Here is a 14,571-nt window from a genome sequence, read left to right as displayed (position 1 = left end):
ACGACTTGATTACTGGTAATGGATACGTCGGTCAAGAACCGCGTACAGCAAATCGACAATCAGATTGATGATGACGAACAGAAACGCAATGATCAAAATTCCGCTTTGAATCACCGGATAGTCACGCGAGCTGATCGCTTCAAAAATATACCGTCCGATGCCGGGCCATGCAAAAATAGTTTCCGTCAGCACCGCACCTCCCAGTAGCGAGCCAGTTTGAAGACCGATGACGGTAAGTACGGGAATGGCGGCATTTTTAAGTGCGTGCTTGTACACCACTTGAAAAGATGCCAGCCCCTTCGCCCGAGCCGTGCGGATATAGTCCGCATCCATAACCTCCAGCATGCTGGAACGGGTAATACGGGCAATAACCGCCATCGGGATGGTTCCCAGTGCAATACTCGGCAGAATCAAATGCTTGATGACGGTCCACACCTGATCCATACGTCCCCCTATGATCGCATCAACAATCGCCAAATGCGTCACAGCCTCCACCGGATCACGGGAATTCATGCGTCCGATGGAAGGAAGCCAATGCAGCTTATTTGCAAATATCCACTGCTCCATTAAGCCTAACCAAAAAATCGGGATCGACACCCCGACAAGCGCTATGACCATGCTGACATAATCAAACCAGGAATTTCGCTTCCAGGCGCTCACGATGCCCGCATTCATCCCGACCACAACGGCAAAAAACATACTCGCCACCGTCAGCTCCAGGGTAGCCGCCAGATAAGGAACCATTTCCCGGGCAATCGGCTGTCTGGTGCGGATGGAATCTCCCAAATCTCCATGTGCCAGCTCGCTCAGATAGGTTCCATATTGCTGGAGCCATGGCTTATTCAGTCCCAGCTGCTCGCGCAGCGCCTGTTTGGACTGTTCTGTGGCCTTGTCTCCCAGTATGGTTTCCGCAGGATCACCCGGAATAGCATGAATAATTGAAAATACGATGAGGGTCATGCCTAGCAATACAGGAATCAACACGGCCAGTCGTTTGACAATATATGCATTCATATCAGATTCACCGCCTGCCTGCGTTTGGACTATTCAAAATAAATATTTCCGTACGACTCAATACCTGCTGGAGAAGGTACAAACCCCTTGAGGTTCGCTTTGCCCGCCATTAGCGGTATGCTGTGTACCAGTGGAATCCACGGCGCATCCTCTTTAATAATCTCTTGTGCTTGTTTATACAGTTCCGCACGCTTATCCTGATCAACCTCAACCTGCGCCTTCACCAATATGTTGTGAAGTTCCTCGTTCACATAAAAACTGCGGTTATTGCCTGGAATCGTATCCTTGTCCAGCAATGTGTACAGGAAGTTATCCGGGTCGCCATTGTCCCCGTTCCATCCCAGCATATACAAGTCGTCCTTCTTTCCCCTCTTAAGATCATCCAGATACGTAGCCCATTCCGGGGATTGAATGTTTACTTTGACACCTATTTTTTCAAAATCGGCCTGAATGGCCTCTGCCACCTTTTTGCCATCAGGCATGTACGGACGAGACACAGGCATGGCATAGAAGGTTAGCGGCTCAGGAAGCCCGTTAGGGTAACCCGCTTCTGCCAGCAAAGCTTTGGCCTTCTTCAGATTATAGGCATAGTCCTGAATGCTATCGTTATATCCCCATAACGTAGGTGGCATCGGATTGACCGCAGGCTTGGCCTGCCCGGCAAACAATGCATCAATGATGGCCTGCTTGTTCACCGCGTGGTTCAGCGCCTGCCGCACCTTGGGATTAGCAAATGTCTTTTTCTTTAAATTAAAGCCAATGTACGCCACATTAAAGGAAGGGCGTTCAATTTTCACCAATTCACTGTTACCTTCCAACTGCTTCGCATCATCCGGATTCAAATCCTCCATCAGATCAATTTCTCCATTTTGCAGAGCATTAAATCGCGCGGTATTGTCAGGTATGGAACGAACAATGACCTTGGACAGCTTCGGCTGTCCCTCTTTCCAATAGTTTGGATTTTTCTCCAACGTGATGGTATCGTTCCGTTTCCATTCCTTAAATACAAAGGGCCCCGTGCCGACTGGATTGCTCTTGAAATCAGCCTTTTTCTCCTGAATAGCCTTGGGACTAGCAATACTAAAGGAAGGCATAGCGATATTTTGTAAAAAAGGCGCCTGCGGCTTGTTCAATGTAAACTCGACGGTGTTGGTATCTACCACTTTGACCTTCTTAATCACCCTGCTTCCTTCAGGTCCGAACATTGAATCATAATAATCAAACGAGTCACCTTCAAATTTGTATGGACTTTTGGGATCAGACCAGCGCTCAAAGTTAAATACAACCGCTTCTGCATTAAAGTCAGTTCCGTCATGGAATTTTACGCCCTGACGCAGCTTGAATGTATAGACCAGTCCGTCCGGTGAAATTTCCCAGCTCTCTGCGAGCCCCGGCTGAATCTCTGTTGTGTTTTCCTTATATTCCAGCAGTGTGTCGAACACTTGCATTCCGATTTTTAACGACTCACTTTCAGTCACAATGGCAGGGTCCAGGGCCACGGAATCTCCACCGCGCCCATAAATTAGCGTATCCTGCACACCTTTTCCCGCTCCGCCCGGCGGTTGTCCTGCCTCTGGCTTCGCTCCTTCACCTGATCCCCCACAACCGGAAAGCGCCAGAACAGCACCCAGCGCAAGCACCAGAAGTACAGTCCAGATTTTGTGTTTTACGTACTTTTTGCTCATGCAGCAAACCCCTTTCACACCTATATATTGTTAAATCGTTGATACTGGATGGAAGCCAATCCTATGGGCTGGCATGACAAGCTTGTCCTCAAGCTGTGGTCCCAAGTTCCGAGTTCATCAAATAGGTGTAATAGCAGGGCAAGTATGTAGTTTCTATGGACAGGTTTTTGTTGAAAAATACGGGCACAGAAGCTTTCATAATCTATTGGCTGAGATGCTTAGAGTAAATGAGTAGATGTAATTCAAACGAAGAGGGGTATATTAGATCGTGGTGAAAGTGTGACATATACTCACAAGCAGTGAATATTATGTTGAAACAAAGTTGATTAATGGATACTTTACTATAAAATTTGGAAGCAGACAAGGGTGTTTTTTATACATTACGATAAGTTTTTAACCATCATGTTAATTAATATTACAAATGAGCTTACACAAGGCATACTTTACAATAAGGGCAGGCGGTTGCCTTGAACCGCCTGTCTATTATGTTTCAGGCGTATGGCCTGGCTCATATAAAATGAGATCGTCTGTGAATGAGTTTATCAAAAAAATTATTTGGCTGTTTTAAATACACCCAGACGGTTCAGCACTACAAGTAAACGATAAAAATCGTAGCTGCTTGGCAGCTTCACATCCACAATCGGGCTTGCCGGATTCAAGGCTACAGCGGCTGCCATGGCTTCCTTCGCCCAGCTCGGTACAGGCATAGCCTGACGGGCCTCCAGTTCAGCTACTCGCTGGTCTACCTTTTTAATATATGCACTCTGTTCATTTAATGTCTGTTTGAGCACATTTTTGCTATTTTCAAGCGCGGCGACCTGCTGCTGCAAGGCCTGAAATGCCGCTTTTTCCTCTGCTGTCATCGGCTCATCCTCCTCTTCTCCTGCAAATGCCTGACGTAGCTCGGCCTCTGTTCCGGCGTATACATTCAGGTCGACAGGTCCTTGAATCCCGTCAACCCGTCCACTATCGCTGTATTGCCAGAAATCCCAGTGCTTCCATGCCGTGGTATCACTGGGCACCCGCGTGCTATAACGCGCGATCCACAGCTTATAGCTGCCGAGCGGAGCTTTAAAATAGGCAGCAAAGGCATTGCCCGTATATACCATCGGCCTGCGCCCACTTACCCGTTCAAACTCCGTTAAAAATGCCAGCGCAACCTCATGAATCGCGGCTGAGCTAAGCCCGCCCGGATTGTTTTCATAATCCATCACCGCTGGAAAGTCCAGCGCTTGTGCGCCACCCACCTGATTCAGCACCTCAGCGAAATGCCTTGCTTCCGCTTGTGCTGCGTTTACACTGGTCGCATCAACAAAATGGTAAGCTCCCAGCAGAATCCCGGCTGCTCTTGCCCCTTTTGCATTCGTGACAAATGTCGGATCGACGTAGGTCTGTCCTTGACTCGCTTTAATAAAGGCAAACGATTTGCCATCGGCACGTACACGTTTCCAATCAATCGTTCCCTGGTAACGGGACACGTCAATGCCCTCAGCAGCGTTAGGACTGCGATTTTGCATAAGGCGCTCCCTCCTTATCTATTTGTGATCATGTATCCCAACTATGTCTTGGTTATCCATATGCTTGGACCACTGAAACGGTCCGGGCTTTTCCATCTTGTGCCGAAAATAGGGCAAAGAGGATTCCGCCACCGCTACCCTTGTACTGAGTTATGGATGACACTTTATAAAGCTTTATTCCCTTTGTCAGAAGGGTCTGCTGGCTTTTTCTTTTCCCCGCTCGACTTGGATTCAAAAATAGCTACCGCATTTCGTAAAATATCCGGCATCGGCACCCCCATTCTGCCCACATTTTCAATAATGGACAGCAACTCGTTCGCCAAATAAAAGAAAACGACGGCATCCCGGAAGTAATGTTCATCCCCCAGAATACCGTCGATCAGATGAGCTACTGTAATCATCAAAAAAACCGTAACCTTGCGAAAAATACCGTAATAGCCGTCTCGACTTTTTAGTTCTCCGTTAATCCAGGCTGCAGCCCAGCCGGTGAAAAAGTCGATAATGACCATCCATAACAACAACGTCAGCATCGTCGTCCACCCTCCGAAAAAATAACCGATCAGGGTCCCCGTGGAAAGCCCCAGCCAAATCTGATCGATTTTTTCATGCATATTTGTTCCCCCCTTTTGAACCAAGGTGTAAAGTGAATGCCCTTGGGTTGTTCAAGGGCATTCAAAAAAACACGCTCTGTTTGAAGGCGTGTCTGTTACTTTTATCTGTGTTTATGCTTAATTTGTGTGCTACTTGACCTTACCTTCTGAAAAATTGATTACTTTGTTCCTATTTTACGGAAAATGGAGTTATACCATTTAACCGTTTCTGCCTGTGTGTTTATAAGATCGGCAGATGACGAATCATCTACGTTACCCGGTACCAGATCAGAACGATTGGATAAAACAAATTTCATCACTTGTTCACGCTGTTCTTCATCTAAAATGTAGCTTCCAAGGATGGTTGCTAAATCGCCATCTCCCCGATCATAGCGGGTAATACAAACTTGAGCACAAATACGCAATTGAGCCTCTGTTAAAGCTGCCATGGTTATGACTTCACCTCTTTTATATAAATTTCTTACTGCTGTATATAGTAGTTAGTACAAGTCATTTTCCTGTACTACCGAACATGAGCTGAGTCAGTGTCACTTCGAGATCGGCTATACGCTGCTTCAATTGTTCTTCCCCACTTGGCTGTTGCTCCGCTTTTCGTGTCAGTTCCTTGATCGCTTCGTCACTTAATCCTTCACCCCAAAATGTTGTCGGGTCTCTTCGTTCTGGAGCCGTAAATGTCTGAGCAAAATATACAGGTTCGTCCCCACGTTCGTTGTCTACCTTGCCTTGCCATTCATCATGTTGCTTCTGAAATGAAGCTTGAGATTCCTTGCTGAGCTGCTCATACGTCTTCTGGGCCTCTATCAGCTTTTCGTTATATTCTGCTTCATAGGTCAGCCAGCCTTGAATGTCAAAACGAGGATGATAGAAGCCCTGTGGCACTGGAATACCCACGTTATAGCCAGCAGGGATGGTTTCCGAATTCGCTTCACCCATGGCACTTGAGCTATCGGTAGTAAGCTCATTGGTGTTTAGCTGCTGTTCTGTATTAGATAGCGTGAGCGAAGATGGAGTATAAAAAGGGACGACGCCTGAAAAGGCATCGTCCACCAACTCGTCCTCCAGATAGAGGCCGTCTGTATTTACTTTAGGTACTGCTTTCATGTGTTATCCCCCTTTATTATTCAGCTATAAATTGAACGGCATCTAAACGTACCCAGCCGTAACCCCCTCTTCCTACTACCTCCACACGTCCGTCAGGGGATATAGCAATTACGGCTATTTTGTCGGAAGACACCGCATCGGATGCAGGACAGTTTAATACCGTTAGTATTTTAGGTCGGTACCCTTCTGGCAATTTAAAGAATGTGACAGTTGCATTAGAAGTCGGTACCTTTATTGACCCATGCATCTTAATTAGATTATCTGACATTTTAAGGTACTGAGGCTGCATGTCCACTGATGATGTTTCTGCCGTAACTCCATTAAGCAATGTTGGTGTAATCCACGACTGATTATCCTTTTCGGCCTTCTTGTTTTCCAGCACTGACACTCGCGATGTTGCTTGTTGCATTCTATCTACCAAGTCAAGCAATAGTGTTTTTTCGTTAGCTGCATATAAACCAACGAATGGGACGACAGGCGAACGGTCAAGCGTCAGGTATGTGACGCTGTAGGACGCTCCAGTGTCATGGTTGTAGTCAAACTGCTGCGCCAGGGCTCCAACACTTGTAACCATTTTGTTGGTTATCATCCATGTGTAATCTTGTTTTCCATTTTTATAGATCACCAAAATATCCGAAGCTTTTTGTTTAAGCCACGCCGTAGCGGTGTAGTTTGCGTTATTGATATTCCACAATTTTTCTACTGGTTGTTGATAGGTTTCGTTTCGTTCGCGCAACACAATCCCCGTGCCTACTTCTACCTGATTATCACCCTCGGTAAAGGTTAGCTGACCCTCGGATTCGATAGGATCTACTGTAGGCGTTGCAAGTTGGTATACGAGTTGGTACGGTGTCCAGTTTAACGCTTGTGTCGTCGGTAACGTGTCTGTTCCGTTCAACCAAGAATTACGACTAACGCCATCACTTCGACGCGCCCAGTATTTCCTGCCAACCCCGTTGTACACATTACCGCTAGGATTGTCAGGAGTGGTCCCCCCCGTCTCACCGTTAAACATTGTCCAGCCCATAAAATAGGCTTTAATCTCGTCAGCTGTCGGTGTGTAGCTGTCTCCCCACCCGCTGTCTACGCTTGAAATAGAAATATCAAACGAATCCTTAATTGGCTGATTACGGAAATAGGCATTATCTGCGGCGGTCATTCCTGCATTTTTAGTAAGTATTTTTCCGTCAAATTTAGTGACGTACAGCGAATTATAAGCCTGAGCTAAGGGCAGACCGGATATCCCTACAACTTTATAACCTGTATAGTTACCTGGTAATGACCAAACGAATGTGTCGTCCAGCCTAAAGCTCTGCCAGTTCTTAGACTTAGAATATTGACCGTCACGCACGAACACTGTATCCGCGTTCGAGCCTGTCACTGGATCGGCATACAGGTCTGTTTGCAGCGCAAACATAGAATCCTCACGTGGCTTGAATGGCTTAGCTGTGCTGCCGATGTTGAGCATAGGGTTAGAGATAGTCACTGACGTCTTGGCTGCCCCTAACAAACGAACGTTAATGCTGGTTTCTCCTGCAGGTACGGTAAATGTAACGCTCAATAGTCCAGAACCCGTTTTATCTGCAAGCACAGTAGATTCTACGCTATTGGTGACGGTGATCCGACCATTAGCATCGGACGATTCAACTGACAGGGTATATGTCTTGCCGGAGACTACTGGAGAAACACTGTGTATTAACTTATTGTCCGATGTAACTAAAACACTTTGCAGGTTCGAAATTACGGGACTCCCTTGTTTTGCTGACCACTCGTAAAAGCTTGGCAAAAGATTCTCACCATATCTGATTGCGTATGGATTCCGCACAGGTATTACGCTGTCCACGAAAGGATACTTCGAAGCTATTTGCTCTGGTGTCATGCTGGCAAGTGCTGTGTATTCCACATCGGAAATCTCATATAATCTAAGAGCATCTGCATAGCCAACCTGACCGACTGCTGTAACATTGAGTCGCGCCATTGCCTGGATGTCATTAACATCTACTGAGGGCGAGAATGCTACATAAGTGAACTCCCACTTGTTCTTGGAAGTAACCAGCGGAGTTGAGAAACTAGTTTTCTGAATAACAATTTGCATATTACTACCAGATTCATTGTACAAGTTCCCAAGAGCAATATACTTTTTGCCTGCTTTTATTGTTGTTGTTGTATTACCAAAACCGTCAGCAATAGCATTCGCAAGCTCCGAGGTTATTTTTAAAGAGCCCCCTCCTGCTATGCTTTTTGTAAATTCAATATTCAACGTAGATTGAAAGCGTCCAAACCTTGAGAGGGTTTTCGATGATCCCCAATCTCTACCCGCCAAATTCACTAACATACGCCCGCTCAACCCCGTCAGCGAAAACGGTGCAGCCTTTTCTGCATGAACAATCTGCACCCCGGGTTCCAGAGTTACCGCCTTACGCTCCGTCGTATCCAGACGCTTCTTGATCTCATTCACACCATCATTTACATCACCCGCAAAATCGTCTACAGCGCGCCAGTTTTGATCCAGATACTTATCCAGATCAAAATACGTTGTTTTGGGCGACGTGCGATCAATTTGATTTAAGCCAAGATTTGGTGTCTTCTCACTTGCCATGTTATGCGCCACCTCCTAAATATCTATCCTGTGTTGTATGTTCGTTTTCATAGAGGGTCATAGACTCGACTTCGGCAATGGTCAGGTAGCGTAATTTGTACTCAACCGCCATGTGAGCGGGCTTGATCTCCTCAATGGCTGCCTTTAGATCCTCCACGTTGGGTGGAATCCCGATGGTATCTATAAATTTGACCGTGAATCCCCATTCGGCGGGGTGAAAAGTAACATCTACCGTACCCCCGTCATACGCCTCGGCTACACTTTTGACAAGCCGTCCAGAAAAAGTCCCTGCTCCTCGCAGCTTCGATTCCACCACCGCACGCCGTTGGTCCAATGGCTTCGCAAGGTCGGTTTCGATACCCAGCTCCATTTCCCAGCGTTCCAATCCCCAAGTAGCAGTACGCACGAAAAACTGTCCTACCGTTGCGTCCATTGCGAGATACAAAGCGTCCAATTCGCTGCCCTTCGCATCCATATCGGAACGCATCACTCGTGAGGTTTCATAATAAGACGGTAAAAAAGAAAACAGCTCGCGTCCCCGCAAGCTGTTGATTTGGATATCCTCTCCCATAGCTCGACCAGAAAAGGACGCGCTGGCACTACGGTTCATTTCATCATTACTCACTGACACTCACCGTCCCCAGCACGGCCACCTGACCTGATCCAATCTCAATATTCTGATTGCTCTGCCCATTAATTTTGAGCTCAGAAAAATCAATAATGATCGGAATGTCCAGCAGAACAGCAGAAATTCGGGTATACCGAACCAACGGGTCTTCCTTGTAAAAAGCAAGCTGCCTCAAATAAGCTCGCACACCGCTTTCGATCAGTTTTTTGATTTCATCCAGTGTAGACGGCTTCTCCTTGGTACGCTGTACCTTGACCGAGATGTTAATTTCCACCTCTGTCGCTGGCATGATCGTCACCACAGGGCCCGCTGGGGCCAGCCCTTCCCCTTGTCCATCCTGCGTCGGGTCAATATATTTCTGCACCGCAGCCACGATATCCGGACTGGCAGCTCGCTTGTCGCTATCCAGCACATATAAAGCCACTGTTCCCGGCCCTTTCCAGAGTGGAACAACCTCCACACCGCCAACTCCGGCAATTTCACTCGCCCACTGGGTATACTGTGCTTTATTACCGCTTGTACCCTGGTTTCGCACCTTGGCATAAAAACGTTCCAGCAACAGCTGGTCGCTCTCAATGTCTGTGCCGCTTTTCGTCTCCTCCGTATTGATCACGGAGGAAATCCCGCTAATCGGGGTCGCCATCACTTGGATGACACCCGCAGGCACGTTGCCGCTGCGTCCGGGATTAATGGCTCGAATCGCTGCAACAGCTGTCCCCTGCTCATCCAGCGTAACCGATGCCGTGGTCGCATACTCAATGGATGCTTCCCCGGATACATCATCTGCCGGAGTCGCTACCAGCGTTCCGGCCGGGACGGTCGTTCCCGCTGTGCCTGTAAACGTGACTATACCTGAGGCGGCGACCGCTGCTCGCCGTGTCACCCCATGCTCTGCTGTTCGCAAATCCAGCTCTGGCGAGCGAAAATCCGGGTTGTCGCTGGCTGCCGTGCTGGCAAAACCACGCCGCAGCAGTTCCTGCGCCCAGATGGCCGCTTCAGATAGCATAAATGCGACCGGAGCCTGCGCATCCCAAATAAAAGAGCCTTCGGACTTATCAATATCCGAAGGCACTTTTTCCAGCATCCGATTTAAAATGTTCTCTTCCGTCTGGTCTACCAAATATTCCGGCAAGTCTGCCATCAGATCACCACACTTTCCACAATTTCCGTTTCATCCCGCACGTTCGTAATCTGGCAGCTAAAATGGCATGCCTCACCTTCCCAGCGAAATGTAAACTGATCCACACTGGCCGTGCGAGCATCTGCCAGCAGCGCTTCCGTGACCATGCGTTTAATTTCACTTTCCTGCACTCCATGCCCATAGCTGCTGCCAATCAGCTCCTCCAGCTCGCTGCCATAGTCAGGAGAATAGATCACATGACGGTAGCGAGAGGTGCGAATTGCTTTTTCACACCATTGCACCCACGCTTCCTTTTCACCTGTAACCACGATTTTACGACTGGGACTCATGACAAACTCTCCTGCTTCAAAATCAAACCGCCAGCTTCGCCCAAATACAGCCCGATTATCCTCCAGAACATCCGGGTCGGTCATATCTGTATCTGTCCAGACCATATCATCTGTTTCTGGAAATAAATTAGCCACGTCCACTCACCACCTTGCATACGACAACGACATCGTTACCGCTATTCACCCGAATCGCAAGTACACGATCTCCCAGCTTAAGTCCTTCGTTCAGGCTCAGATTCACATCCTCCAGCTCGTCCTCCCCGATATAAAAGGAGGTTTTCAGCTCTTTGTCTTCCCAATTCTCCGATTCCACCGTGGTCGAGGTCCCTTTATACATATGACGGGGTACAGACAGCAATCCCGGCAGCTCAGCGACCAGATAATCCTGAAGCTCATGTTTAAAATCGTCCAGCTTGAGTCCGGTGGAGGTAATCGTGCCCAGTACCGCGCCTACTCCGCTCAGCGCCTGCTTGGTATGCTTGTGAAATGAGGATTGCAGAGCGGTGACCAAATGCCCGTAGGGGTCCTTATTCAAGGTAAAACCTCCTTTTTACATCGTCATATGTTCCCAGCTCCAGCGACATGCTGCCGGGATTCCCCAATTCCCTGCTCACGGAAATCACCAGCAGCTTCATGGAACCCAGCAGCACCGCGTCTCCTGCTCGAATCGTGTTCATGTCCGGCGCATTCACGGATATCGTTTGCTGTATGCCTCTCAGCTTACTTTTCGCCAACTCACGTGCGGCTGCACCGGACTTCACTTCGTCATCCTGCACAATCACCTGCAAGGTTCCATATTTGGCAATATCCTTTTCCTGAATCGCCATCACCTTGGAGGGAACCTCTTTGCCTGTTTCACTGGCCGCCGTAGCCAGCACCTTTACTCTGGTGGCTGCGCCTTCCAGCGTACGGGATTGTGTTGTATCCGTGACTCTCTCGAGCACATACAGCTCTTTGTTTGTACCCAACTCGTACAGCTCCAAGCCGGAAGAGATCATCCGTGGATGATATAGCTTGCCGCCCGCCTTAGCCGTTTCCCGCAGATCGCCCAGCATCATGGAATAAATGGACTGTGTCCGGTATACCGCGCGTCCGAGCGGCTTTTTCGTATCCGGCAAAGAAGCGATTTTCAGCTTCCAATCCCTCGCGTATTTCTGAAAACGCTGGGTAGCTGTCTGCTTGGCAGGAAGTAAATATTCATCCTCTGACTTGTCCAAATACACCGTACGATCATATAACGTCAGCGTCATACGCTTAAGCCCGCTGTTGGAGGTTTCTACTTCCCAGATCACCGCTGGTGACAACAAAGGGACATAGTCTTTTTTGCCATACGGAATCCCGCTAACCCGGATTGACATCCCTGGAGAAATGACAGGCATATCGGACGTAACAACCAGATTAACTGTGCCCTGATAAGCGATTTGCTCCAGTGAGTCCCGCAAATTGATATTTTCCACAAGCGGAGATAAATCATATTTGTCCTGTAAAATGACTTTATAGCTCATGACAGCACCAGCTTTTGTCCTGGTTTAATCGCATTCGGATTTTGCCCAATGACCTTTTTGTTAAGCTGATAAATACGACTCCATTGCGAGCTGTCCCCCAGCTCCAGCTTGGCAATTTTGGACAAGGAATCCCCGGACTTAACCGTATATGTTTTTTTCTTTTCTTTCATATCTGTGCGAGGCTTTTTGTTGACTGTCGCGGACTTTGACCCGCTGCCAGCTTTTTTGGATACCTTCATTTCCCTCCAGGTCCGCAGCGAAAGATCAAAATTCACATCCCCGGATTCACCGCCGCGAAAGGTCGAATTATGAGAGGCTACAATAACAGGCACATTCACGGATGTCCCGCTAATAATGAAGCGTAATGGCTTCTGTGACAACAAGAAACCATTTAGCGTATTCATAGCCTCCTGCGGATCGGGAATATCCTGATATTTACAATATGATTCATCATACTCCTTGGGAAAAAAAGAAGAGAAGGAGATTTCCTTCACCTTCTCCCCTTGCGGAAAATCAAACTCCCCATAGGATAAAATCGTCGTTGTATCAAATCCCTTTTGCCGTGAGATCGTCACTTCCTCGGGATTCACCGGAAAAACAAACTTAAATCCTTTTCCATCCGTCAAACTGAAATCCATTTCTTTCCTCCTCCCCTATAGCTACCATCCACTGCATTACATAGCTCCAGCGCCCGCAGGCTTGGTATTCTGGGTTGCCCGCAAGATTTCAGCTTTCAGACGGTAACCAATTTGTGTAATAAGCCCATCCACATCCAGCTTGTTCTCATGCACAGTGACCTGTACAGCCCCCGCAGGAAGATTGAATTGGTTGGTGGTTTCGGTTTTAAAATCCTTCAAAAAGCCTGACAGTGTCCCCATTTGTTCAGGACTGATCTGTACTACTTGAGGTGTAGGATTACCATTGGCTTTGCCTTTAGCTTTGGCTCCATTGTTCGTATGAGCCGCAGTATTCAGCATCGGGCTTGGATTTACGCCTTGATTGGTAATAGCCATAGGTCCGTAAGGGTTAGGGACACCTTTTGCCCCCGGTTGTGGAGGCCCATAGATCACTGGAGTTCCAGGGAAAGGCGGCATGGGTGTTAATGGTTTGGTAGCCACGGCTACAGCAGGTTGAGGTGGGATTGCAGGTTTAGGAACTTCAGGTGGCTTAGCTGGCTCTTTCTTAGGTTCATCTTTTTTACCAAAAGAAAAGAAATCAGAAAAGCCTTTACCAAAGTCTCCAGCCTTATCCGAAAGCCAGCCTGTGACCTGGGAAGCTTTTTCTCCAAGAAATTTACCAGCGGATTTTGCTTTATCCATAATCGCTGGACCATAATCTGAGACTAATCCGCCAATCTTACCCCCAACAAAGTCTCCCGCCATGCTTCCAAGTTGAGATCCAACCATAGTACCAATACCCGGAAGCAAAAATGAGCCTATAGCTCCACCTATCGCAGTACCAGCGGTCCCACCTACAGTGGAACCAATAGCTTCTGCCCGTTCTTTACCAGAGGTAGCCTGAGCGATATTCATAATATCCATCCCATAGCTTAATGGCCCCAACAGTTTTTTAGCGCCGCCTTTTAAAAGGTTTTTGAATAAGCCTGACCCAGCTTCCTCAGCCGCACCAGCAACACTACTTGGGTTTACAATGCTGGAGGCTGCACTAGAAGCAGCATCAGCAGCGCCACCGCCCTTAAAAGCTCCAAAAATATCCAGGCCGCCTTCTAACATATCTCCTGTACCGCCAGCACTTTCTATAAGTTCACCAGTCGCCTTACCCAAAGCACCTCTATGATTCCATATTTTTTTTGCTCCATTAACCAACTTTTGCCTTCTTGTGGTTCCCCCAACTGGCCCAGCATCACGCCACGCTTTACCCAAATCTTTCCACTTTGTCCCAATTTCAGAGAATCCTTTCAATCCCTCACCAAACTTTTTTACTCCCACAAGACCATCTTTAATTCTTTCTACAGGACCTTTAGGCTCTTCTTCCTTTTTCTCACCGCCTAGCTTTAGAGAAGCTAAATTGGTGCCTAAAGCTGCAATAGCAGTCGTGTTAGCATTCACTGCAATAGTATTCAATTGCACCGCAGTGCTTAGCAAAACGATACTTGGATTGTTATCAGTCTTCGGGGAGCCTGAGCCAGATTGGGAGTTTACCTTCACATTTACATTCCCCGAGGCGTTAATAATCTGGGATTTGACCCGGTTAATCTTGTTCAACAGATTATCCAAGCCTTTGGAGGCCATATCGTTCAGTACAATTTCCGGGGCCATACGGGTGCGGCCGATTTTCAACACACGCCCTTGAATCCGCTCAAAATAACGTTCCATTGCGCGCAGTTCTCTGTTCGCCTTGATGACGTTTTTAGGATCTATTACAAGGTTCATGCGGTAATTTAATGCTTCTGCCATCTATCATGTTCACCTCCTTGTTTA

The 14,571-nt window shown here is 47.7% G+C and carries 14 protein-coding genes; all 14 read right to left on the bottom strand.

What is annotated here, in order from left to right:
• Positions 1 to 9 precede the first annotated feature (9 nt).
• The 14 genes from GCU48_RS16520 to GCU48_RS16455 all read right to left on the bottom strand — a co-directional run bounded on the left by GCU48_RS16520 (position 10) and on the right by GCU48_RS16455 (position 14,547).
• Positions 10 to 1,014, bottom strand: coding sequence for an ABC transporter permease (locus GCU48_RS16520; RefSeq protein WP_152380735.1), 1,005 nt, complete (start codon positions 1,012 to 1,014; stop codon positions 10 to 12).
• Positions 1,015 to 1,043: 29 nt separating this feature from the next.
• Positions 1,044 to 2,699 carry an ABC transporter substrate-binding protein gene (locus GCU48_RS16515; protein WP_152380734.1) on the bottom strand — a complete coding sequence of 552 codons (1,656 nt, stop codon included), beginning with the start codon at positions 2,697 to 2,699 and terminating at the stop codon, positions 1,044 to 1,046.
• 551 nt (positions 2,700 to 3,250) lie between these two features.
• The gene (locus tag GCU48_RS16510; RefSeq protein WP_152380733.1) at positions 3,251 to 4,216 is read right to left on the bottom strand and encodes a glycoside hydrolase family 25 protein; all 966 of its coding nucleotides are present in this window, start codon (positions 4,214 to 4,216) and stop codon (positions 3,251 to 3,253) included.
• A 164-nt stretch (positions 4,217 to 4,380) separates the two neighbouring features.
• Positions 4,381 to 4,827 (bottom strand): phage holin family protein, encoded by a 447-nt coding sequence (locus GCU48_RS16505; protein ID WP_152380732.1) that lies wholly within the window; start codon positions 4,825 to 4,827, stop codon positions 4,381 to 4,383.
• 158 nt (positions 4,828 to 4,985) lie between these two features.
• A complete protein-coding gene (locus tag GCU48_RS16500; RefSeq protein WP_152380731.1) occupies positions 4,986 to 5,255 on the bottom strand; it encodes a hypothetical protein in 270 nt (89 codons plus the stop codon).
• A 61-nt stretch (positions 5,256 to 5,316) separates the two neighbouring features.
• Entirely contained in the window at positions 5,317 to 5,928 is a 612-nt protein-coding gene (locus GCU48_RS16495; RefSeq protein ID WP_152380730.1) for a hypothetical protein, read from the bottom strand.
• A 16-nt stretch (positions 5,929 to 5,944) separates the two neighbouring features.
• Positions 5,945 to 8,527, bottom strand: coding sequence for a hypothetical protein (locus GCU48_RS16490; RefSeq protein WP_152380729.1), 2,583 nt, complete (start codon positions 8,525 to 8,527; stop codon positions 5,945 to 5,947).
• 1 nt (position 8,528) lies between these two features.
• Positions 8,529 to 9,137 carry a YmfQ family protein gene (locus GCU48_RS16485; protein WP_370881011.1) on the bottom strand — a complete coding sequence of 203 codons (609 nt, stop codon included), beginning with the start codon at positions 9,135 to 9,137 and terminating at the stop codon, positions 8,529 to 8,531.
• A gap of 7 nt (positions 9,138 to 9,144) precedes the next feature.
• Positions 9,145 to 10,296: a baseplate J/gp47 family protein gene (locus GCU48_RS16480; protein WP_152380728.1), complete on the bottom strand. Its 1,152-nt coding sequence runs from the start codon at positions 10,294 to 10,296 to the stop codon at positions 9,145 to 9,147.
• On the bottom strand, positions 10,296 to 10,760 hold the full coding sequence (locus GCU48_RS16475; protein WP_025718321.1) for a DUF2634 domain-containing protein: 465 nt from the start codon (positions 10,758 to 10,760) through the stop codon (positions 10,296 to 10,298). The genes GCU48_RS16480 and GCU48_RS16475 overlap by 1 nt, the downstream gene beginning before the upstream one ends.
• On the bottom strand, positions 10,753 to 11,160 hold the full coding sequence (locus tag GCU48_RS16470) for a hypothetical protein (protein ID WP_152380727.1): 408 nt from the start codon (positions 11,158 to 11,160) through the stop codon (positions 10,753 to 10,755). The genes GCU48_RS16475 and GCU48_RS16470 overlap by 8 nt, the downstream gene beginning before the upstream one ends.
• Complete coding sequence (locus GCU48_RS16465; RefSeq protein ID WP_152380726.1) at positions 11,153 to 12,130, bottom strand: XkdQ/YqbQ family protein; 978 nt, start codon at positions 12,128 to 12,130, stop codon at positions 11,153 to 11,155. Before GCU48_RS16465 ends, GCU48_RS16470 begins: the two co-directional genes overlap by 8 nt.
• Positions 12,127 to 12,768, bottom strand: coding sequence for a LysM peptidoglycan-binding domain-containing protein (locus GCU48_RS16460; protein ID WP_152380725.1), 642 nt, complete (start codon positions 12,766 to 12,768; stop codon positions 12,127 to 12,129). Before GCU48_RS16460 ends, GCU48_RS16465 begins: the two co-directional genes overlap by 4 nt.
• A gap of 36 nt (positions 12,769 to 12,804) precedes the next feature.
• The gene (locus GCU48_RS16455) at positions 12,805 to 14,547 is read right to left on the bottom strand and encodes a hypothetical protein (RefSeq protein ID WP_152380724.1); all 1,743 of its coding nucleotides are present in this window, start codon (positions 14,545 to 14,547) and stop codon (positions 12,805 to 12,807) included.
• Between the last annotated feature and the right edge of the window lie 24 nt (positions 14,548 to 14,571).

The organism is Paenibacillus brasilensis (assembly GCF_009363115.1).
Lineage (GTDB): Bacteria > Bacillota > Bacilli > Paenibacillales > Paenibacillaceae > Paenibacillus > Paenibacillus brasilensis.
The sequence above is the reverse complement of the archived record's forward strand: the minus strand, read 5'-3'. Positions and strand labels throughout refer to the sequence as shown.

What these genes read in the sequence shown, in the direction of transcription:
- GCU48_RS16490 (WP_152380729.1), bottom strand. Translation starts at nt 8,527, where the DNA reads ATGGCAAGTGAGAAGACACCAAATCTTGGCTTAAATCAAATTGATCGC.
- GCU48_RS16500 (WP_152380731.1), bottom strand. Translation starts at nt 5,255, where the DNA reads ATGGCAGCTTTAACAGAGGCTCAATTGCGTATTTGTGCTCAAGTTTGT.
- GCU48_RS16510 (WP_152380733.1), bottom strand. Translation starts at nt 4,216, where the DNA reads ATGCAAAATCGCAGTCCTAACGCTGCTGAGGGCATTGACGTGTCCCGT.
- GCU48_RS16515 (WP_152380734.1), bottom strand. Translation starts at nt 2,699, where the DNA reads ATGAGCAAAAAGTACGTAAAACACAAAATCTGGACTGTACTTCTGGTG.
- GCU48_RS16505 (WP_152380732.1), bottom strand. Translation starts at nt 4,827, where the DNA reads ATGCATGAAAAAATCGATCAGATTTGGCTGGGGCTTTCCACGGGGACC.
- GCU48_RS16455 (WP_152380724.1), bottom strand. Translation starts at nt 14,547, where the DNA reads ATGGCAGAAGCATTAAATTACCGCATGAACCTTGTAATAGATCCTAAA.
- GCU48_RS16465 (WP_152380726.1), bottom strand. Translation starts at nt 12,130, where the DNA reads ATGAGCTATAAAGTCATTTTACAGGACAAATATGATTTATCTCCGCTT.
- GCU48_RS16485 (WP_370881011.1), bottom strand. Translation starts at nt 9,137, where the DNA reads ATGAACCGTAGTGCCAGCGCGTCCTTTTCTGGTCGAGCTATGGGAGAG.
- GCU48_RS16520 (WP_152380735.1), bottom strand. Translation starts at nt 1,014, where the DNA reads ATGAATGCATATATTGTCAAACGACTGGCCGTGTTGATTCCTGTATTG.
- GCU48_RS16460 (WP_152380725.1), bottom strand. Translation starts at nt 12,768, where the DNA reads ATGGATTTCAGTTTGACGGATGGAAAAGGATTTAAGTTTGTTTTTCCG.
- GCU48_RS16480 (WP_152380728.1), bottom strand. Translation starts at nt 10,296, where the DNA reads ATGGCAGACTTGCCGGAATATTTGGTAGACCAGACGGAAGAGAACATT.
- GCU48_RS16495 (WP_152380730.1), bottom strand. Translation starts at nt 5,928, where the DNA reads ATGAAAGCAGTACCTAAAGTAAATACAGACGGCCTCTATCTGGAGGAC.